15 protein-coding genes are annotated in these 22,368 nt (G+C 40.6%); 10 read left to right on the forward strand and 5 right to left on the reverse strand.

The genetic code is table 11. The features are described 5' to 3' along the window. Position 1: 1 nt before the first annotated feature. Positions 2–277: a DUF3081 domain-containing protein gene (locus tag HC728_RS13630; RefSeq protein ID WP_190395644.1), complete on the reverse strand. Its 276-nt coding sequence runs from the start codon at positions 275–277 to the stop codon at positions 2–4. 642 nt (positions 278–919) lie between these two features. Between HC728_RS13630 and HC728_RS13635 the strand changes: the two genes are divergently transcribed. Continuing rightward, positions 920–4,246 (forward strand): VPA1262 family protein, encoded by a 3,327-nt coding sequence (locus tag HC728_RS13635; RefSeq protein ID WP_190395645.1) that lies wholly within the window; start codon positions 920–922, stop codon positions 4,244–4,246. Positions 4,247–4,668: 422 nt separating this feature from the next. On the opposite strand, the gene HC728_RS13640 is transcribed toward HC728_RS13635, so the two are convergent. Both HC728_RS13640 and hipB read right to left on the reverse strand, forming a co-directional pair. Beyond that, entirely contained in the window at positions 4,669–5,988 is a 1,320-nt protein-coding gene (locus tag HC728_RS13640) for a type II toxin-antitoxin system HipA family toxin (RefSeq protein WP_190395646.1), read from the reverse strand. Then, complete coding sequence (hipB, locus tag HC728_RS13645) at positions 5,988–6,251, reverse strand: type II toxin-antitoxin system antitoxin HipB (protein ID WP_012532966.1); 264 nt, start codon at positions 6,249–6,251, stop codon at positions 5,988–5,990. The genes HC728_RS13640 and hipB overlap by 1 nt, the downstream gene beginning before the upstream one ends. A gap of 274 nt (positions 6,252–6,525) precedes the next feature. On the opposite strand from hipB, the gene HC728_RS13650 reads away from it, so the two are divergent. Continuing rightward, the gene (locus tag HC728_RS13650) at positions 6,526–7,371 is read left to right on the forward strand and encodes a LysR family transcriptional regulator (protein WP_190395647.1); all 846 of its coding nucleotides are present in this window, start codon (positions 6,526–6,528) and stop codon (positions 7,369–7,371) included. 4 nt (positions 7,372–7,375) lie between these two features. Here the strand turns inward: HC728_RS13650 and HC728_RS13655 are convergent, their stop codons facing one another. Then, a complete protein-coding gene (locus HC728_RS13655) occupies positions 7,376–7,753 on the reverse strand; it encodes a RidA family protein (protein ID WP_190395648.1) in 378 nt (125 codons plus the stop codon). Between the two features lie 2 nt (positions 7,754–7,755). After that, positions 7,756–8,886: a threonine synthase gene (locus HC728_RS13660; RefSeq protein ID WP_190395649.1), complete on the reverse strand. Its 1,131-nt coding sequence runs from the start codon at positions 8,884–8,886 to the stop codon at positions 7,756–7,758. 400 nt (positions 8,887–9,286) lie between these two features. On the opposite strand from HC728_RS13660, the gene HC728_RS13665 reads away from it, so the two are divergent. The 8 genes from HC728_RS13665 (at position 9,287) to pglZ (ending at position 22,340) form a co-directional block, all read left to right on the forward strand. After that, positions 9,287–10,174 (forward strand): WYL domain-containing protein, encoded by an 888-nt coding sequence (locus HC728_RS13665; protein WP_190395650.1) that lies wholly within the window; start codon positions 9,287–9,289, stop codon positions 10,172–10,174. Beyond that, a complete protein-coding gene (locus tag HC728_RS13670; protein WP_190395651.1) occupies positions 10,167–10,946 on the forward strand; it encodes a hypothetical protein in 780 nt (259 codons plus the stop codon). The genes HC728_RS13665 and HC728_RS13670 overlap by 8 nt, the downstream gene beginning before the upstream one ends. Then, positions 10,946–11,491: a BREX protein BrxB domain-containing protein gene (locus tag HC728_RS13675; RefSeq protein WP_190395652.1), complete on the forward strand. Its 546-nt coding sequence runs from the start codon at positions 10,946–10,948 to the stop codon at positions 11,489–11,491. Before HC728_RS13670 ends, HC728_RS13675 begins: the two co-directional genes overlap by 1 nt. Before the next feature lie 12 nt (positions 11,492–11,503). Further along, complete coding sequence (brxC, locus tag HC728_RS13680) at positions 11,504–14,977, forward strand: BREX system P-loop protein BrxC (RefSeq protein ID WP_190395653.1); 3,474 nt, start codon at positions 11,504–11,506, stop codon at positions 14,975–14,977. 152 nt (positions 14,978–15,129) lie between these two features. Further along, positions 15,130–18,525 (forward strand): N-6 DNA methylase, encoded by a 3,396-nt coding sequence (locus tag HC728_RS13685; RefSeq protein ID WP_190395654.1) that lies wholly within the window; start codon positions 15,130–15,132, stop codon positions 18,523–18,525. Beyond that, a complete protein-coding gene (locus HC728_RS13690) occupies positions 18,518–19,621 on the forward strand; it encodes an AAA family ATPase (protein WP_190395655.1) in 1,104 nt (367 codons plus the stop codon). The genes HC728_RS13685 and HC728_RS13690 overlap by 8 nt, the downstream gene beginning before the upstream one ends. Beyond that, positions 19,618–20,301 (forward strand): DUF4276 family protein, encoded by a 684-nt coding sequence (locus tag HC728_RS13695; protein WP_190395656.1) that lies wholly within the window; start codon positions 19,618–19,620, stop codon positions 20,299–20,301. Before HC728_RS13690 ends, HC728_RS13695 begins: the two co-directional genes overlap by 4 nt. Before the next feature lie 2 nt (positions 20,302–20,303). Beyond that, positions 20,304–22,340 (forward strand): BREX-1 system phosphatase PglZ type B, encoded by a 2,037-nt coding sequence (gene pglZ, locus HC728_RS13700; protein WP_190395657.1) that lies wholly within the window; start codon positions 20,304–20,306, stop codon positions 22,338–22,340. The last annotated feature ends 28 nt before the right edge of the window (positions 22,341–22,368 follow it).

Consider the following 22,368-nt stretch of genomic DNA (forward strand, 5'->3'; position numbering starts at 1 on the left):
CTTAACTTTCCTTTACACTATGATTTGCTGTGATCATTGCTAAACATTGATTGGTGAAATCAGAGTAGTTTGATGATTTGTCGAATTCGATTTTAAGTGAACCATGAAACATCAACGTGACGGTCACATCTTTATAGCCCAGCCAACAGGTATATCTATCGTAATCATGCCATGCGGATATCTCGTCTAATACATATCTATTATCCAGTAACTTTCCAGATGAACGAACGCAATCAAATACTCTAAGAAACTCTTTAATTGTCAGCCTGTTATCCATATGTAACTCCTCGTTCATATACAAATAAAAGTACTTTTTTATTACTAAACTAATTACGAGTTTGCGCCGTACTTAGATCATTTTGAATATAAACAGGTTTGATTATGCAGTCAGTGGTAGCTACGTGAATAAAATGAGTGATTATTGCTCTGATTGTCACTATAACTTGAAGCAAATAACTGAACCCAAAGCATGCCCACTAAACGCACTGTATTGGCATTTCATGCATACACATATTGAGCAGTTTAATAATAATCCCCGCACCAGAATGGTCTATACAAATTGGAAGAAAAAATCAGAAGAACAGTAGCAAGTTATCTTAGATAGAGCGGAGCAGTTGTTGTTGAATATTGAGGAGTTGTAGGTTTTATTCATCAAAATTTTTAGCAATGTGACTTGTTTTTGACCCATAATAATTTTAATTAATAACTCACTCACATTCTGTTAATGTGAGAAGTAAAGAGCAAGATTCTGAGTATTGCAAGTTTTAACCTAGTACGACTTATGCTTTTTCATGACAATGTTCTGATGATACTTTTTGATGTATAGCAATAAAAGTAACCTGTATAGTATTCAGTTAGTTATGGGGGATGTTATCCTTGGCAATTAACTCTACTTTACTTAATGCTACAGGATGGTTTTATGCCTTATAAACTGACTGATTTATTAAACGATTGCCGTCTAGATAGATTATTCTCATCAGAAAAACGGTCTTGCGCACTACAGCTTTGGGTTCTGCAACTCCAACATGAAGAGGTTGTAGAGAATCGCTTAATATATGGGCGGTTGCTTCCGTATAGTTTCTCGAAAAATTGTTGGTCATTTAGTGATAAAGATACTTCACAATCTTTCGGTTCATTCAGGGCTAGCGTAAACCAGCTAAATTTGTATGTAGATAGCTCTCTTTGTCGTGATTTGCTCCACAAGGCATGTGATGGTCAATCCCTTGATAGAATCAGCAAAGATCTGAATTTAACTCTTCCTGAAAAGCTAGGTAAACAATACGGAAATACTATACTTATTGGTGAAAACGCCCTCTTCCGACCAGTAACTTACTTGCTTAATCGTGATGCTCATATTCTAGATTCACTAGTGAGCCCACATGGAAGCGCAGGGGCTTTAAGTGCTTCTATAAGCCAAAGTGACAAGCAGTCCCTGTTTTTTTGTGGGGAAAACTATAATACTGATCTCACTTCGATGATAGTTAGTCGACTTAATACTGATACTGGAATGGACTTTGGAAGAACTGATATCAATCGATTAGGCGATATTGAGTTACTAGTATTTCCTGCGCTTGACGATAATGAAAGAAATCTTCTCACTGTAAATTGGTGTAAGGACAAAGGGTTAAGTATTCAATTCATTCCTACTCAACTTCCTATCTTTAACAGTTTTCAGTTTCACTTATCTATTGAGAATAATAATCAAGTTCTGTGTTCTAGAGTCGCAGTAGCCCAAGCTATTGATGGAGGAAAATTTGAATACAATTTTAAGTTAGATGAGCAGTTATTTGAAATAGTCGATAGTACCAGAGTTGATATTTTTGGTTTTAAAACAAACAGTTCTGATGAAGGGTATTTATGTTGTAATTGGAGGGTCAATTATATCCGAGAGTTGAATTTGCAGATGAACTTTATCGGTAATAAATCAAATCCAGTCAAATTTGATTGGCTTGAAAAAACTACTAGTTCAAAAATGACTGACCGTGTATCACAAGCTCTGTCCTTTTCAACTAGGAATAACATCTCCGAAAGTCAAATCGGAGGGCGTGAAAGTGATAGTTGGGTTCCCGCAAACCAAGAACTGAAATCATTGTTCACTAAGCTATACCCGCCTCGCTCTGACGGGCGATTTTTTTCTCGATGGGGGCAAAGTAACGGAGAGGGACGTCTACAATTTGTGGAGTGGTTTAAAGGTCTCATTGAAAAACATCATCAACAGCATATCGCAATCTTTGATCCTTATTTCGAAGGTGTTGGCTTGAGTTTGTTGACCCTCTATGCCTCACCCAATGCAGAATACACAATTTTTCGAACAATACCAAAACAGAAAAATGAAGATATACCTAGGAGAAGAAAGACAGATAACCTTGTTAATAAAGGCATTGATAACCTGATAGCGAACTGCGAACACAACAGAAAACTATTGCAGCGAAGTAAGATCAAAGTTTACGGATTGAAGGAAGGCCGTTTACACGATCGGTATATATTGGTCATTGGGGAAAACGGACTTCCCGTTGAAGGCTTCCATCTGTCTAATTCGTTCCAAAAAGCAGCCGAAAATTATCCTTTGTTAATAACGCCAATTCCCACAGATGTTTTATATAAAACTAACCAATATACGTTTGATCTCGTTCAAGAAGCTAACAATCCTTCTAACGAAAAGGATGATGTGAACTCTGTATTTGTACTCTTTGACTCAAAAAGTTCACCTGTACAGACAAAACAATATGAACCTCTGAGTATCCTAAAAAATGAGTCGGCAGGAACTATATTGAGTGTGTGGTTAAAACAACCATTACTAAAAGGGTTATGTGGTAATGAGTTAAAATATAAAATGGGTGATCTTGGTCTCCTTGAAAACGAATCACTACATAGTTTACCCAAAGAAGGTTTATTTAACTGTCTGGATGAAATGGAAGGTGAGCTTTCTGATTTCATGGTGACATGGGACATTATCGGGGATACTTTAGCACGCACTTCTGCTGGGGAAGCAAGTGTTGACAATCTTCAATATGAAACTAAATTTTTAACATTTTTAGCAGACTTTTTATCTTGTTCATTCCAACGAAAACCTATTTGTGATGAAAAGGAAGTTTCGGTGATTGACCCAAGCTACTTCAAAAAAACGTTAAAGGGATTCCTACAAAGTTCGACTCAGGTACATCATTTTTTTCAGTCAACTAAATATAACATACTAACTTGGGCTGAGTTTTACGCGATCAAGTATTTATGGCTGTATGCTCCAGAGTTACTCATTGCACTTGTTGATAGAGAAGTAAAGTGCTTAGCTATAGAGTTTCAACAAACAGATACTGTAAGGTTATCACTACTGGGGCAAGTAGTTAGTGAGATTTCTATTTGTTCTGAATTTGGCGCTATTTCAGAGAAGCAACAAAAACTGCTACTTGAAAGTGAGATTGCCCTTATGAATTGGCTTGGTTGGGTCACGCTTGAACGACAACTTCAGTCATCAGATGAACCTGAATTAACATTTAAGGGATTATCACACTTTAATTACACCGAAAAATTACAGTTCGTTGGTTGGGCTATACACCGAAGCGCTAGGCATTCTAACAATAGAAAGCTTTACGAAAGCTTGATCGTCGAATTAAACGAAACCTTGCCAGAAAAGATTCCATACCTTGATTTCGAACTTTTAATTGAGTCAACTCGAGGGCACATGCGTCAACTTGGCTGGGCTGAACCTTGGCTTTTCAGCGATATTGTTCAACCACTATTGGATCATGAGCGTGTTGACTATGAGGATGTGTGTAAGGTTTGGTTTCAAGACTTCGTAGAACTATTAACTCAGGAAAATAAACATGGTTCACTTCTATTTTCTGCAGAGAGAGAAGGACAGACAACGAATTTCAGTGCATACCTGTGGACTCATAGTGGCTCAAGTTATCAAAAAAAATGTATAAAAAAAATCAGGGGAATCCTTGATAAACAAAAAAGAATCATTCAACAACCATTGGCCAGTACATCAAATTGGTCAAGATGGGATGAAGCGATCAAAGTCTCCCTATGGATTTTGGTATTTACTAAATTTTGTAAATACTATCTGAATAGCTTGAATGTTTCACATCATGAACAGTTAACTCTTTTGTTAAAGGATGCTAGTAGCCTTGCTATGACTAGGCCATCGAATGAATGGTTACCCGATAGTGAAATGTTCTTATACTTGGAAAAAATAGAAGAGCAATTGAGCAATCCCAGTAGAGATGACGAAGTTGGGCAGCTTTAGTATTTAATAAAAATAGGCTTAGTGGCTTTCACTAAGCTTATTTAGCAAATGTTATACTGAGATGCCATTGCCTAGTTATAAGACTGTGTTAGTTTTCATCACTTTATGATGAGTCATAAAAGCCTGTTCCAAGCCTTTGCAAGAAAATTCAAATAACCTGATTTGCTTATGTGTAACGACTTGCTGTGTTTTATACAATTTTATTTTTATATACCACGATTCTGCGCTGGTTCCTTACATGCATAATGAAACTTTGGAAGTTAACTGGTGTTACTCGAACGTAGTGATTCTTTGTTAGCAATACCTGTGTTAATTACTCTCTAGATTAAAGAAATCTTTGACTCGATTTGTTCAAAAACAAGTTACCCAACTAGAAAAATGGATGCAGTCAATATCTGCATCCATTTTTTAATCACTCAAAGCTATAAATCATTACTCAAGCGGATCTTATTTACCATTCTCAATGCGTTACTGAATATGCTGTCAGAGATACTTTTTGGAAAATCGCTTGATAATTCTGCTTCTAATTCCTTAATGGCATTAGGCATATTTATCGCAAATTCTTTCATTATCTCCTCCATTCTCGCAGTATCAAACCCAACCGCTTTAGCCGTATCAATAAAATGACGTGTGTATATTTTATCAATAGGGTATTTCTTTCCTTTTGATGCTGTTAGTCCCATTGCCAGTTTTAGTGAGCGGATATTCATCCCTTTACCACCTAAGATTGGGTAGGCGGATAAGATGTCATAAAAGGGCGTAAGGTGATAACTGCCTTGTGCATTAATAAAAATGGAGAAGTTTTTTGCGTGTCCATCTGTTGCACCGATTAACCATTGAAATACCTGAAATCGCATAAAAGCATCACGATCTTTTAGTGATTGGCTTGAGCCCATAAGAAGATCCATAATGGTTTTTATACTTGGGCCTCCATCTGCTTCATATTTGATTGATGGTGGCAATCCAAATGCTTGGCACATATCTTCTTGCGGTAATCTTAATAGCTTGGTGTTATTTTTAATCCACTTTCGATCAAATCGTTCTACAGCAATGGCTTTTATTCCATCACAATGGATTATTTCAACATTAGGTACATTGAATCCTAGCTTCTTCGCTATTTGGATGCACAGGTATTCATTTTCTACACTATCACTCATATCGAGAGTGGCATTAGGTTGCTGAATTTTACCTATGGGTAATTTGATAATATGTGTTGTTGGCGTTGATGCCTTAGGTATACACCATTCATTATTTATTCTGAGTAATGCTGTTTTTTCTTGTGCTCCGGCAACCGAAATTCGAAAGTCTGATTCATCTTCTAACATACCTAATGGGATATTGGACTGATAGGCTGAGAGTACTTGTTTGAGCCGTGCTGGTGTTAAAATTTCATAATCCAGTTGTTTGGTATTTGGTTCTTCATCGTCAGTTAATAAAGAAATGGCACCGACGCTATCTTTACCAACTTCATGAAGTAAATCGAACGTTTGACGAGATTTAGCTTGGTATCTGGCAACAATTCGATCTCTGACTTCTGATAAATCAGGTAATAGGTTGTCGAAGTAATTAATAACGCAATCACTGGTTATTTTTGGATATTGTAGGGGGAGGGATAATGAAAGAGGCCTTCCTACCGTGCTTTCAATCCATGATTTATCGTATTGAAACTGATGCGCACCGTTACTGAGTTTAGTAAATTCTCCAACACGCTCACCATTCATGTATGCAATTAATACAGCCATTACCATGCCTCATCGTCTAGATTGTCTTCGTGACTTGTTGGAACTTGCTCTTGAATAATGCAATGAACTTCTAATGCATGAAGGATCTTAAAGAGTGTCTGTAACTGAGTCGTTTCAGGATGGTTCTCAAAGCTAGATAGGGTGGATTGTTTTACACCAACTTTTTTAGCAAGCTCTGTTTGAGTCAAATTGTGTTTGGTTCTAATAAGCTTTAAGTGGTTAGCTAATTGCTTTGGATTATAAATCATCATACACCCCATCATATTATGTGATATCCCCGATAGAGGATAATTAATAATATATACCCGATCGGGGATAAGTCAATGTATATCCCCGATAGAGGATAAAGCAGGTCTTATCCCTTGTCGGGGATAAAGTGATGCTCAAAAACAAATTACAAAATGAATGTCGTTTAAAGTTGTCTCTGGATTGTTTTCAAAGTTCGATAAACAAATCACTGTCCATCAACTTTTTTGCAAGCATCATAAAACATAGATAAACTGAGTTAACTATTCCTAATTTTCATAAGATAATGCGATGTTACTTGAAGGTATTGAAACGCTTTTAGTTTTAAGTAAAGAGAAGACAATGAGTCGTACAGGCAGCGTACTGTACCTTAGTCAATCTGCGGTGAGTAAGCGTATTACAAAACTAGAAAAGCGTTTAGGGAAAAAATTAATAGAGCCTAATGGCCGTTATGTCACGCTAACGGCTGATGCTAAATCGCTAATTGACAATATCGCTCCAACGTTTAGCGAACTTTGTGGACGTATATATGAACAACAAGCCTTAGCGAATGATTCTTTACTTAGAATTGATTGCTCTGAAACGCTTGTGGCAGGGTATTTCAGCCAAGCGCTATCAACATGTTTTCATGATGATCCAAATTTGACCGTCACAACGAATCACACGCCACGAATTGTCGAAAACGTAAAATCAGGAAAAGCGACGTTAGGCCTTTGTGCTGGGTATTTACCATCTGGGCATGGGTTATTAAGCTTCCATCTTTTCGATGAACCATTTTATGTTGTTAGTAACAAACATTTGGATAAGCTACCTAATGAATTGATAACAACGGATCTGACAAACAGTGCGAATACTCATCAGTCGGTTATTTTAGAAGCCTTAAAAGTGAACCCTATAATGGAGCTAGATTCATATACCGCAGCAGCCCATTTAGCATTACAAGGGACTGCTCCGGCACTGCTCCCTTTTTCGGTAATAAAAGCATTAAATATAGAAGAGCGTTATTTATATCAATATAGCGAACTCAAACCGCTTTTTAGACCCATCTATATATGCTCTAGACAAAATAATTATCGGTTAGAGCGAGTTCAAAAAGTCATTACCGCACTTTCTGAGCTCATTAATATTAAGCTATGAGGCGTTATTCACATATAGCGATGCAATCGACTTCAATCTTTAATCCAAAGTGCAGTTCTCTGGTTGGTACTATGGTTCGCACCGGTTTATGAGCGATAAAGTATTCTTTGCAAATATCATTAACCGTGTCCCACATATCAATGTCTGAAATGTAGATAACCAGTTTTAATACTTGTTGAAGATCGGTTCCTGCTTCATCAAGAATAGTATGTAAATTATCTAATACACGACGGGTTTGTTGGTTTATATTGTCGTTTATTTTTTCTCCTGTGTTTGGGTTAATTGGTAATTGGCCAGATACGTAAATTAATCCATTATGTACTATCGCTTGAGAGTAATGTCCTGCTGCTTTTAATGAATTTTTAGTTTGAATATATTTCATTATTAACCTCTCATATCATTGATTAAATGTTCAATTGAGCTTGTTGCTTTGAGTCCATTTCCGGTGACGACACCAACGGTGAGTTCGTCAGGTTTGATTGCTTGCGTTTTTATAAGCTGAGCGATTCCTGCAAATGCCGTCGCTGATGTTGGTTCGATAAAGTATCCTTGTGCTCCCATTTCTTTTAATGCTGATTGGATTTGTTGTTCACTAACACTAATAAAATTCCCATTCGTTTCTTTGACAAATTGAACGATCTCATTCATTCGTGATGAACGCTTAATCTTAATACCCTCAGCAATGGTATTTTCTGATGTAATGTTGATTTCTTTATTGTTAAAGGTTTGAACGAACGGCTGAATGCTTTCACTTTGAATACCAAAAAGGCGAGGGAGTTTACTTATTTCTCCGCCTTTTAATAATTCAGAGAAACCGATATATGCTCCGGCAAGTAAACTTCCATTCCCTGCGGGAACAACAAAATTATCAGGAGCTTTATACCCACACTGTTCCCATATTTCATAAGCGATGGATTTGACGCCTTCGATAAATAGCGGATGCCAGTTATGCCCAACATAATGACTTCCATGAGTGACGCTGCTTTCTATTGCCGCTCGAGCAACATCTTCTCTTGTTCCATCTATTTCAATACAGTTAGCGCCATATAATCGCGTTTGTGTCGTCTTTCCTTTGGATGTTCCAGCAGGCACAAATATATTGCATTGCATTTTTCCTTTAGCGGCATAACCGGCATAAGCACTTCCTCCATTACCGCTTGAGTCTTCAGCAATGCTCGTTATTCCATGGTTGTTAAGGTAGTTGATTACAAGAGATGCGCCTCGGTCTTTAAATGAGCCTGTTGGTTGTAGCGAATCGAGTTTAACCAGTATTGGCGTTCCTGATATTTCAGCTTGGCAAAGAGGTGTGATGGTTTCATTGAAAGTGATATTGATATCGTCTTTTTTTACTGGGAAAGCACTAGAATAGCGTCTAGGTGTGAATTCATTTTCTATGAGATCTTTTTTACTAAATGACGTTTGAGGTTTAACCCATAGGGCAGAGCCACATTCACATTTAATGAGTTCAGGTTTCGGTGCGTATTCTTTATTACACGTCATGCAGATGTATTTCATGGATGATCACTTCTAAGTTTGATGAATTAGAAGAAATATTCTACGGGCGATTTTTTTATTTTATAAAGGAAAGCTCGGTATTCGTTCTATTCCCAAATAGAATAGGAGAGAGAGGAATGGTTTATTAGTCCTTGAACAAAAAATGGATGCAGCCAAAACCACATCCATTTTCTTAATTACTCAAAGTAAAGTGACGAATTAACGTCTAGCTCTTATCCCAAATAACGCTTCTCTAGATGCGCTTTAAAGAAACTCGCATTTAGCACATCACCCGTTGCTTGTTTCTATTGATTTTAGACTTTAGAACTCACTTCTATATCACATGATCTAATCATTTTGATTGTTCCATGCTTGTGTTTAGAGTATATTTAGTACCATATATTCTGAATAGAAGCCTTTGATGAAAAAACTCGAACAGTTACCTCACGCTCAAAGAGAGCGCTTAGCTTTTATTGATTTTAGCTTGAGTTATTTTGGCGAGATTGCTAGAGCAGACCTCATCGCTAAATTCCAAACAGGTTTAGCCGCTGCAACTCGTGACTTCGCCACTTACAAAGAGTTCGCTCCTTGCAACCTAGAGCTAATTCATCAATCAAAGTCTTATCATCGTACAGAGCAGTTTGTGCCTCTGTTTGAGCACGATCCAGAGACCGTATTAGTGAGCCTTGCTAGAGGTTTTGGTGATGGATTAGCGAGCCAATTGGAAAACAGCCAAGTTTGTGTTCAGGCACAGCAGTTGAATAAACCTTCAACAGATATCTTGTCAGCGGTTATGCGAGCTATCCACAAAAAGACAGCCTTAAAGATTAAGTACGTTTCCTTTAGTTCAGGCAACTCAACAAGAACAATTGTGCCTCATAGTCTTGCGAATAACGGCAGTCGTTGGCATGTTCGTGCTTATGATCGTTCGACAAGCTCTTTTCGTGATTTCGTTCTTACTCGCATGAAATCCGCGATCCTTACTTCGAACGAAATCGATAGTGCTAAAGAATCCATTTCAGCAGACAAACAGTGGAACCGCATTGTTGATTTAACCTTTATTCCTCATCCAGCAGCAAAACACCCTGAAGCGATAGAACTTGATTACGGCATGGTTAATGGCAAGCTTCACGTTGAATGCCGTGCTGCGCTGGTAGGCTATTTGTTAAACCAATGGAGTGTGGATTGCTCAAGTACTTATCAATTAAACCCACTGCAATACCACTTAGCTTTGGAAGAAAGTGCAGCCATTTATGGTGTTGAGACTGCGAGTTTGGCTCCTGGTTATGAAGGTAACAGCAATGAATAATGAAGTTCAATTAAAAGAACTAGGCTTTAAGTTTGGTAATAGCGGTGCTCATACATCTCGTAGCATGATGATTGAAGAGCTAAAGATCTTATTATTTGGACGCCCTGAAAACGCAACACTTGAAGACTATAGAGAAGATATTGAAGTATTCAATGTCCTTCAAAAACCAAGCGAAAATGCGCGTAAGTACAGTTTCCAACCTCTGGCTTCAATGTATGGTTTATCACCAGATATTTTCCTATTTCAAGTGTTTCGAGATTGGTGGGAGCAACATGAGGAATCACAGCCGATTCTGGCGCTGCAACTTGCTGTGGCGAGAGATCCGTTTTTGCGTAGTTCAGCAGAAATGATTCTAAGCCTTGAGCCTGGTCAGCACCTAGCTAGAGAGACGATGGAAACGTTCTTATCGAAGGATGATCCTGAGCGTTTCAGCGCTGCATCACTAAAATCATTTGCGCAAAATATTAATGGCACCTGGACGCAAGCTGGATACCTATCTGGTAAAGCAAAGAAGTACCGTGAAATCCCAGAAGTAAGCTACGTGAACGTTGCTTATGCTCTATTTCTTGCTCACTGCCATGGGCTTAGTGGTCAACGTTTGTTCGATAGTTTTTGGTGTCGCATGTTGGCTCAAGATAAAGAGCGACTGTTTGAACTAGCACATAGAGCCTCTTTAAGAGGGTTGATTAACTTTAAACAAGCAAGTGAGATTGTTGAAGTGACTTTCCCTGGTCTAGTTATGCCCGAATTTAATGAATCTGAGGACGAATGATGTCAGATCGATTATCCAAACTACTAACAAGCTTTGAAAAACACATAAGCATTCCGTGGCCTGTTGCAGTCTCTGCTGATGAGCGAACTATCTTTTTGGTTTACCACAAAGAAGACGAGCTAAAACTACGTGCGCGTGTCGAAGAGTTCGAACAAGCGTGTGTTAAGCATGATCACCCATGGCAACTGCTAGATTTGACTCATAGTTTTGAAAACTGGATGTCAGAGCAAGATTACAAAGAAACCTACTTTGAAGATCCTGAGTATCTTAAAGGGTTATACGATGACTTCGCCGATGAGCTAGTTGAAGAACTGACAAAGAAAGTCGAGTCAAACCAATCGGAAGATGGGGTTATCACTCTATTAGGTTGTGGCACCTTGTTTGGCTTTGCATCTGTATCTGGCGTTGTAGAGTCGTTAGCAGAAAAGGTGACTGGTCGTTTGGTGGTCTTCTTCCCAGGTGAAGTACAAAATAACAATTATCAATTATTAGATGCGAAAGACGGTTGGGGATATCACGCAACTGCCATTTCAGCAACGTCATAAGGGCTTTATTCAATGTTAAACCGTGAAATTTTCGTTAACGATCCTGTTAGCAGCCGCTTGGCTAACAACGGGGTTGCTCAAGTAAAGGATGACCTGTCTAAAGGTGCATTAGACACGCTGGAATATGAGCTGCGTACATTCGTTTGTGATGGTGCCTATGCCAAAGGCATGGACAGCATTCTGAGCAACTATTTGTCAGCGTTTAAGACAAACAACGAGCAACCAGGTGTATGGATCAGTGGCTTCTTTGGTTCGGGTAAATCTCACCTTGCAAAGATGCTTCGTACTCTTTGGACAAACCAAACGCTAAACAATGGCTCTAATGCACGTTCAACCGCAGACTTACCTGAGCACATTGTAAAACACTTTGATGAGCTATCATCTATTGCAGCTGGTAACGGTGGACTTTATGCTGCATCAGGTACTTTAGGTGCAGGTGCTGGTGATAAAGTTCGCATGGCATTTCTTGGTATTATTTTTAAGTCTGCTGGTTTACCAGAGCAGTATCACCTTTCTCGCTTTGTTATGTGGTTGAAAGCAGAAGGTGTCTTTGAACAAGTTAAATCGTTTGTTGAAGCTAAGGCAAAAGTGAAAGAGGGTGTCGATCCTTGGACGAAAGAGCTTAAAAACCTGCACGTATCTCCAATCATGCATGATGCGGTGCTACAAGCCATTCCAGGCATCGGCGCAGATATGAAAGAAGTGCGCGAGATGCTACGCGCTCAATACAAAATTATTGATGATGTGACCAACGATGAGATGGTCTCTGCGATTGTAGATGCCATTTCTAATGATGGTGAATTACCACTAACTTTAGTTGTATTGGATGAGGTTCAGCAATATATCGGTGACAACGTTCAAAAAGCCTTTGATGTTCAAGAGGTAGTCGAAACCTGTAGTGGTGCTAGTGCGCTTAAGTCAAAGTTATTGTTCGTTGCAACGGGGCAAAGTGCCTTGTCTGGTATGGCGAACCTTCAACGTCTAATGGGTCGCTTTCAAGTTCCTGTGCAGTTGGAAGACAAGGATGTAGATACCGTTATCCGTAAAGTTATCCTGCAAAAGAAACCGTCAGCAGAAAGTGCTGTTAGAACGGTAGTGGACGACAATCTAGGTGAAATATCTCGTCATCTTCGTGGCAGTACCATCGAACACAATAAAGATGACGAACAATGGATGGTGCCAGATTACCCGCTACTCCCTGTCCGCCGTCGTTTCTGGGAGCGTATTTTACCAGCACTAGACAGAACGGGCACTGGTTCTCAACTGCGTAACCAACTTCGTGTTGTGCATGAAGCATTGAAGACAACCGCAGATAAAGAGCTGGGCTACGTAGTACCTGCTGATTTTCTTTACGACCAGATTTCAACAAACCTACTGCAAACAGGTGTGATCTCTAAAGAAATTTATGAAACCATTAGCCGTAAGCGTGGTGGTGACGAGGATTCTCAACTGCAAGGTCGTTTATTATCTCTAATCTTATTGATCAGTAAGTTACCAGCAGAGAGAAAATGCGGCATTCATGCAACCGTAGATACACTATCTGACTTGTTATTAGAAGATCTACACAACGACAAGCATAAGCTGCGCCCACTTGTACCTAAGATGCTTCAACAATTGGAAGATGAGCATGAGATCATGTCTCGTGAGACAGGTCAAGGTAGAGAGTTCAGCTTGCAAACAGTAGAAAGCCAAGCTTGGTATGATGAGTTCCGCCGACAAGAAAATGATCTTATGGGTAACCCTCAGACATTAGAGGCGTACCGTTCGAAAGAAATCCAACGTTATATTACTAAGCAAGTAGCTCAAGCTCGAATCACCCAGGGTGAGGTAGCAGAGCCGCGAATGATCAACGTGTCATTTGATTCAGAGTTGCCAAATGAAGCAACAAAACGTATTTATGCTTGGGCACCAGAACAAACCGAGAAGCAATTTAACGACCTTTCTCGTGGTGCAAATCCAGACAGTGCAACCATCTATGTCTATGTGCCAACCATCCATCGTAGTGAGTTGAAGAATGCTATTGTTGCGCTTAAGGCGGCAGAAAACACGTTAGAAGTACGTGGTCGAGCAACAACAGAAGCGGGTAAAGATGCACTGCAAGCGATGGAAACTCGCTTAAGTGAAGCCGAACGTGCCAAAAAAGGTTTCTTGAATGAAATCTTCTCCCAGATCCAAGTTCGTTTGGCTGGTGGTCAGGAAGTGGAAGGCGACACACTTGCAGATCAGATGCAAAATGCAGGTGCTTTAGCTTGTCAGCGTTTGTACAACAAATTCAAAATGGCAGACAGCCGTGGCTGGGCAAAAGTGTACAATCAAGCTAGTCAACTTGCCGATCCAAATGCGCTTGAAGCGGTAGATTTCAATGGCGAAGCACATCAGCAACCAGTGTGTGCAGAGGTCTACCGCTATATCGGTGCAATGAAAACGGGCAAAGATATTCGCGATAACTTCAAAGACGCACCATACGGTTGGGGTAACGATGTAGTCGATGGTGCATTGTATGCAATGTTAGCAGCAGGCGTACTACGAGCGTCTGATGTGCAAGAGCGAGCGATTGATGCCAAAAGTCTAGATCGTAGCTCAGTAACGCAAACTAAGTTCCGACCAGAAAACGTAACGCTATCTAAAGTACAACTTATTAAAGTACGTGGTGTGGTTTCAACGTTATTGGAAGAAGCCTGCAATACAGGTGAAGAAGCAACCAAGTTGCCTCTTGCGATTATTAATGCAAAAAACGTGGCTCGTGGTGCAGGTGGTGACGCGCCACTGCCTATGGCACCAAGTACAGCATTACTATCAGATCTTGAAATGTACTCAGGTAATGACCAACTGCAAAAAGCATTTGATAGCAAAGACCAATTGATTAGTGACTTCCAGCAGTGGAAAGATCAAGCGCATAAAGCTGAACTTCGTCTTAAGCTTTGGAAAAAGCTAACGCAAGCGATGGAGTACTGTTACCCACTTGCGATATACAAAGAGCTGCAACAAGAACAACAGGCGATCATTACTAACCGAAGCTTGTTATCTGATCCTTGCCCAGTCAAACCATTGCTGGACAAAGCAACAAATGAACTTCGAACTTCTTTAACTGCACATCGTGAGCGTTATGAAGAAGAACATCGAGCGTGCATGTCTGATCTATTAGCGGATGAAAACTGGCAAAAGCTTGATGAAGCGAAACGTAATGAGTTTTTGAAGAAGCGTAATTTAGATAACATCCCATCAATTAATATTGCAGATGAAGATTCGGTATTTAACTCACTGGATGAAACCAGCTTTAATAGATGGAATGACAAAGTAGCCTTGCTTCCTGGCATCTTTGATGCGGTATTAAAAGATGCGATCAGTGCGCTTCAACCGAAAACTAAGTACCACAAGCTTAATAAGCCATTGTTAGAAAATGAAAATGATTTGCAGAAGTGGCTAGCTGTTATTGAACAAGAGCTTCGTGCTGAGCTAGAAAAAGGGCCAGTTGTACCACAGTAATATTACTTTAAGTATAGAAGCCACTGTCTAAAAGGGTGTCGCCTAGAAGGGGTTCCCCTAGGCGATGTGAAGTTTGTGGATAACGGACACTATCTCAATAGTCCAAATGCTCTATCTAGGTAGAGCAGACTAATAGAATTAAGAAGAATGATATGAGACAAGCATTAGATAAAACATTGCGTAAGAAGCTAGAAGATACGGTTGTTAAAGCCCGTGATATTGTAGAGCAAGCTGTATTTGAAGCGTTACAACGTTTGGGTGTAGCAGAAGCTCAAGCACCTAGCTACTTGAATGAAGAAGAACGTGCACTACGTAATAAGTTGCGTGCCCATGCTCGTCAGTTAGGCGATAAGCTAAAAGATAGCAAACAAGAAACTGAGCGACTAATCAACGAAATGGCGTATGAGCATTGGCATCGTATGTTGTTTGCTCGTTACCTAGAGCAAAACAACCTACTGATGTATGACGAGTACACTTCGGTCACATTAGATGAGTGTTCTGAGCTTGCAGAGGAAGAAGACAATTGCAAAGACGGCTGGGAACTAGCAGGTCGCTTAGCGCAAAAAATGCTGCCACAAATTTTCCGTGTGGACTCGCCTGTTTTCGATATTAAGCTGTCGATGAACCGTGTGGAAGAGTTAGAAAGTCTGATCGCTCAGCTAGATTCTCAAACATACCAAGCTCAAGACAGCTTAGGTTGGTGTTATCAGTTCTGGCAAACCAAGAAGAAAGATCAGGTTAACAAATCGGGTGTGAAAATTGGTGCGCAGGAACTAAGCCCTGTTACGCAGCTATTTACAGAGCCTTACATGGTGAGTTTCTTGCTCGATAATGCACTCGGCGCTTGGTGGGCGAACAAACGCCTTTCTCAAGATGATTTAATCCGCGCAAACAACGAGCAAGAGCTGCGTGAATTAGCGTCTATTCCAGGTGTTCCTCTGGAGTATCTACGTTTTTCTAAAGATGAAGACGCAGGACTATGGAAACCAGCAGCGGGTGGGTTTGAAAAATGGCCTGAGCACCTGTCTGAGCTTAAAACACTCGACCCTTGTTGTGGTTCTGGTCACTTCTTAGTGGCTGTTTTCTCAATGCTTGTCCCTATGCGTATGCAGCTTGAAGGATTGTCAGAGAAGCAAGCGGTTGATGCAGTACTGCGCGATAATATCCATGGTCTAGAGCTTGACCAACGATGCGTAGAACTGGCGGCATTTGCGCTGGCTTTAGAAGCATGGCGTTACCCGAATGCAGGTGGCTACCGCGTATTGCCAGAGCTTCAATTAGCCTGTTCAGGTATGTCGATTGCTGAAGCACAAAAAGAGTGGAAAGACTTAGCGAAAGGTGACGAAACATTAACAGATGCAATTGCTTGGATGCAGGATACGTTTAAAGATGCGCCAACTTTAGGTAGTTTAGTCGATCCAAAGCAAAATCAGTTTGAGGCACAGCAAACACCTCCCTGGCGTTTATTATTAGACACATTTGGCGTGCAGGCGGGTGCTACTTTCGAATCTAAAGCAGTTGCGCATGGCTTGGCAAAAACTGCTGAGTTGTTGACGTCAAAATATGACTGGATCATTACTAATGTCCCTTATCGTAGTAGTAATGATTTAGATAAAAAATTAGTTGATTTCATGAAAGAAAAATACGGGTCAGCTAGTAATACACTTGAAACAGTGTTCTTAGCGAAAAGCTTGGACTTTTGCACAGAGGGAGGCACTGTCAGTCAAGTGTTACCTTTCGATTGGTTGTTTAAAACAGCTTATATTAGCTTTCGAAAAGAGCTACTAAATAATTGTGAATGGAAGCTTATTGGTTCGCTAGGAGCGAAAGCTTTCCAAACTCCAATGTGGGACTTTAATATACAATTATTAACAATTACGAAATCAAATTCTGTTGATGATAGAAATGAACTATTCAGTGTGGATAGTTCACATGTTCGAACTTTTGATGAAAAAGCCAATGTATTATGTAGTAATGACCTTAAAAAAATAAAGCAATCATTTTTTAATTCAGATCCAGAGTATCGGATTATGCTTGAAGAGCAGAAGCCAGGAGAATTGTTAAAAGAGCATTTAAAGTCTGTTCAAGGAATTAAAACTGGTGATGATGGGAGAGTAAGACGCAACTTCTGGGAGGTAACAGTAGATAAGAGCAAATGGCAGTATTACCAAAGTACGGTAGGCGAAAGTTGCTTTTATGGTGGCTTAGAATATGTTCTTTATTGGGCTGATAATGGCGAGTCACTAGCGCGAAAACAAGGTAATTTTGCTTGGGGTAAAAAAGGTGTAGCTGTCAGTCAAATGGCGTCTCTGCCTTGCGCTCTATATATTGGTGATAAGTTCGACAGTAATATGACAGCTATAGTTCCTCATGATCAGAGTAAGGTTGAAGGTATTTTTTCATTCGCCTTTACTGGTGAATATGCCAAGGAAGTAAGAAAAATTGATTCATCGTTAAAACCTACAAATGGATCGTTCGAAAAAGTAAAAGCAGATTTTGGAGTTATAGAAACTACTTCTATGGAAATGTTCCCCAAAGGTCTTCCTTTACCTTATTCAGATGATCCTACTCAATGGGTGTTCCATGGCCACCCATGCGCATCAGTTATTTGGGATGAAGAGTCTAAAACGACTGCTGTAGCGAACATGCGCCAAAATGACACGGTACTCCAAGTCGCTGTTGCTCGTTTACTCGGTTACCAATGGCCTGCTGAACTTGATCCTGAAATGGAACTTGCGCCAGAAATGCGTGAAGTGATGAAGATGAACGCTGAGTTTGCTGGCTTGATTGATGATGACGGTATTGTTTGTATTCCAGCAGTACGTGGTGAGAAAACAGCAGCTAAGCGTTTAGAAGCGATTTTACACAAAGCCTACGGTGACGAATGGACAAGTTCAGTAGAACAAAACCTACTTAAAGCAGTAAAAGCGAAAGACCTTGAAAGCTGGTTGCGTGATAAGTTCTTTGACCAACACTCTAAACTGTTCCAACACCGTCCATTCATTTGGCAAGTTTGGGATGGTTTGAAGGATGGCTTCTCAGCTCTTGTTAACTACCATAAGCTTGATTACAAAGGGCTTGAACGCCTGATTTATACTTACTTAGATGACTGGATCAGTACTCAAAAACGTGATTTTGCAGATGGTAAAGATGGTGCCGATATTCGTTTAACGGCGGCGGAAAACCTCAAAACACAGTTAGAAGCAATTCTTGCAGGCGACTCTTTACCTGGAGGGCCTGGCTTAGACATCTTCGTGCGCTGGAAACCGTTAGCAGAGCAACCGATTGGTTGGAACCCAGATCTGAATGATGGTGTACGTCTCAACATCCGTCCATTTATGCTAACGAAAGACGTGGGCAAAAAAGGCGCAGGTGTACTGCGTGGCAAGCCAAACATCCACTGGAAAAAAGACCGAGGTACAGATGTCGCTTCCGCGCCATGGTTTGACCTTGGCCCAGTTTACGGTGAGAGTGAGGGTAGTCGTATTAACGATCATCATTTAACGCTGGCAGAGAAGAAAGCCGCAAGAGAGGAAGCCAATGAGTAAAATAGATCATCTGTCTATTCTTGGGTATAAATCTATACGTCAGCTTGAAAGACTAAAGTTGAATGATTTGAATGTACTTATCGGCGCTAATGGCGTCGGTAAAAGTAACTTCGTAAGCTATTTTCGACTGCTGCATGAGCTGGTTGAAGGTCGACTTCAAGTGTGGACCAGTAAGCAAGGCGGTGCCGATCGTGTTGTTAGCTATGGCGTAAAAGAGACCGAAAACCTGCAAACCGTTATTCGTTTTGGTGATAACGGTTATCTCGCTGATTTAGCGCCTACAGCAGAAGACGCATTTACCTTTAATCGAGAGCAGCTTTACTTTGATGGCCCCTATCATGGGGTCACTAAGCCAGATTTAGGTTCAGGTCATAAAGAATCTAACCTAAAAAGTGAGATCAGTGGAGGAGCATCAGCAAAAGTTGCTTCGTTCTGCTACTCGGCTATTTCAGGTTGGAAAGTCTTTCACTTTCACGATACCAGTGAAACGGCAGCAGTAAAGCGCGTTGGGGCAGTGCATGATAACGAGTATCTTCGAAGTGATGCCTCAAATCTTGCTGCTTATTTATTTAAGTTACAGCGCGATAACCAAGATATCTATAAGCAAATTTGCAAAACGGTTCGCTTAGCGGTGCCGTTCTTTGATGATTTCGTACTGAAGCCGACACAGCTTTCATCAGGTGAAGAGCAGATTAGACTGCTCTGGAAGCAATCGGATAGTGATTACCCATTGTGGCCTAGTCAACTGTCAGACGGATCGATTCGATTTATTTGTTTGGTGACAGCTTTGTTACAGCCTAATCCACCATCAACCATCATTATTGATGAGCCAGAGTTAGGTTTGCATCCATACGCTATTACGTTGCTTGGCGCATTACTACGTAGTGCATCAAAACGGATGCAAGTTATTGTTTCTACTCAATCAGTCCCATTGTTGAATGAGTTTGAACTATGTGATCTTATTGTGGTTGAGCGTGAAAATGGTGCATCCACATTTAAACGCTTGGATGCGGAAAAATTTGAGAGCTGGCTTGATGATTATTCCGTAGGCGAGCTTTGGGAGAAAAACATCATCGGTGGGAGACCATCAAAATGACTGTACAACAACCAATACTCGTCCATGTGATCTGTGAAGGGCAAACAGAAGAGAGCTTTGTTCGTGAACTTCTAGTCGAACCTTTTGCGCATAAAGGTATTTATCTAATGCCCGCATTGATTGGTAGACCAGGTCATAAAGGTGGCAACTTTAAATTCGAACGTCTAAGTGCTGATGTTGAAAAACGTCTGCTTGCGGATAAGAACTGTTATTGCACCACATTCTTTGATTTCTATGGTTTGCCTGAAAGCTTTCCTGGTAAAAATGGAACGGATGTAACGGCTTCTATCCAAACAAAAGCGACTACCCTACAAGATGCTTTAACTGAGAAGTTAACGGAAAAAGTGGGTGGTGATGTGATACGTAGGTTTATTCCTTACGTGCAAATGTATGAGTTTGAAGGCTTGCTGTTTAGTGATCCTCAAAAAATGGCTCAAGGCATGGATAGAAGTGATGTTGAGCAATCGTTTATCGATATTGCAAACAGTTTTGAATCACCAGAGCACATTAACAATAGCCCGCAAACGGCACCGAGCAAACGTATTGAAAAGCTAATCTGGGGGTATGAGAAGCCATTACTTGGTACTCTAGCTGCTTTAGAGGTTGGTCTTGATAGCATGCGTGAACAGTGCGTTTTGTTTGATGCATGGTTAAAACAAATTGAGGCATTAGCGGAGTAATAATGTTAGTTGTTAATTATTTAATCGAGCAGCTGAGAAATTCAGCAGATTTCAATAAGTCAGTTCAAGTGGCACCTGCTGCCATTTTATGGACAGATATTGATTGTCAGTGGCAATCTGCAATGCCATACATTAAACAGCAGTTGCCTGAACTTATTGAACTCGGCGAATACAAGCCAGAAGAGCGTACAGGCCCTGCTATCTGGGTTAAGTGTGCGATTGCTGCAAAACTAGAGGAGTGCGAACTACCTGAAGATAAAACGCCGATCATTTATCTTCCTGGGGTTGGGCGAAAAGATTTACGAGCCATAGAGCAATGCCCTGAGTATTTACAACCGTTAGCTGAGCTGCAATACCGTGGTTGTTGGTGGGCGTACAACACTGCTGGGCGTGACTGGTCGGTAGGTTCGTTCTTAACTAATCCTAAAGTAGGGTTAGAGCTTGATATTGCCAAAGACAGTAAAACTCAAGAAGCAATCCTTAAAGTTCTGCCCGATCTACTAGAAACACCAGCTAAGAAGCTGATGGGCAAGAAGTTAGAAGCGGAAGATTTCTACTCAATCGTTCTCGATGACCCTATCAAAGACATCTTAGGCTGGTTGAATAACCCAGTAGAAAAAACGGAGCAATGGCAAGGCAGTAAGTGGGAGGTGTTCACTCAATCTTGTATTTCAAGATACGGTTTTGAACCGAACGAAGCGAATATTTCACTTGCCCTAGAGTTTTTATGTGATGCTCAAGGTGAATGGCAAGGTGTTTGGGAGCGATTTGAAGAAACCGCAGGTAATCTTTCTTTATTAGTCGATCGTTTAAAAGATGTGATCCCAACAGGACTGGCTTTTGAGGCGCAAAACTATCTATCCGAAAACTTACGTGATGAATCGGTTATTGAAACTGCATTTAAACAAAGTGCAGGCAGTAACCGTGAGAGTTTGAAGCAGGTATTCAATTCACTTTGGAGCAATCAGCAATCTCGTAAAGGCTGGGTATGGTCTCAGCTTGGTTTGTCGCCATGGTTAGATATTTTAGAACAAATTACGCTTGTTCTAGAGCACACGGAGATACCTTTCACTTCAGGCTCTCCTGAGGGAATGGCCGATTTGTATACCAGTCGTTTCTGGCAGGCAGATGCCGCAGTGCTGAATGCGATGGCAAAAGCGAAAGATATTCACCACCAGCAGTTGGTTGCCGATGCGCTTGCAGTTATCTATACGCCTTGGTTAGAAAAGGTGGCACTTAACTTCCAAGACCAAGTTAGGTTAAATGGATACCCTGGCGATAAGCAGGTAAAAGAAACATCAGCAAATTATTCTGCTGGTAGCCAAGTGATCTTCTTTGTGGATGGGTTGCGTTTTGATACCGCTAAGCGACTAGAGAAGAAGCTTTCTGACATTGGTATTAATAGCGATCTTACCTCTCAATGGTCAGCACTTCCGTCATTAACTGCAACAGCAAAAGCCGCTGTGACACCACTGGCAGATCTGTTAACAGGTTTAGAAGATAATGATGATTTCATTCCTGCGCTAGCGAGTACGCAAGCCTCTTTTAGTAGTCAGTACCTTAAGAAACTACTACCTGAGCGAGGTTGGCAATACCTTGATGGTCTCGAAACAGGTGAGCCTAATGGATTTGCCTGGGTTCAAACGGGAGACTTAGATCACTTAGGTCACGATCATCAGTTAAGAATGCCACAGTACATTGAACAGGTTTTAGACAGTGTAGTTGACCGAATCCGAGGATTATTTGAAGCAGATTGGAAGCGTATCAAAATCGTTACTGATCATGGCTGGTTATGGGTGCCTGATGGCTTACCAAAAGGTGAAATTCACAAGTCATTGGGGACAAACCGTCAACGCCGCTGTGCGATATTGAAGAGTAATGTTCAATACGATGGTTTAGTTGTACCTTGGTTCTGGAATCCGAGCGTTTCTATCGCAATGGCTCCAGGAATTTCAGGCTACGTGTCGGGTGATCACTATAATCACGGTGGTCTGTCATTACAGGAATGTTTGACGCCAGTGTTGAATATTAATCGATAAATAAAAGTGACTCGTATATGAGGTCACA

Source organism: Aliivibrio sp. S10_S31, from assembly GCF_014694495.1.
Lineage (GTDB): Bacteria > Pseudomonadota > Gammaproteobacteria > Enterobacterales > Vibrionaceae > Aliivibrio > Aliivibrio fischeri.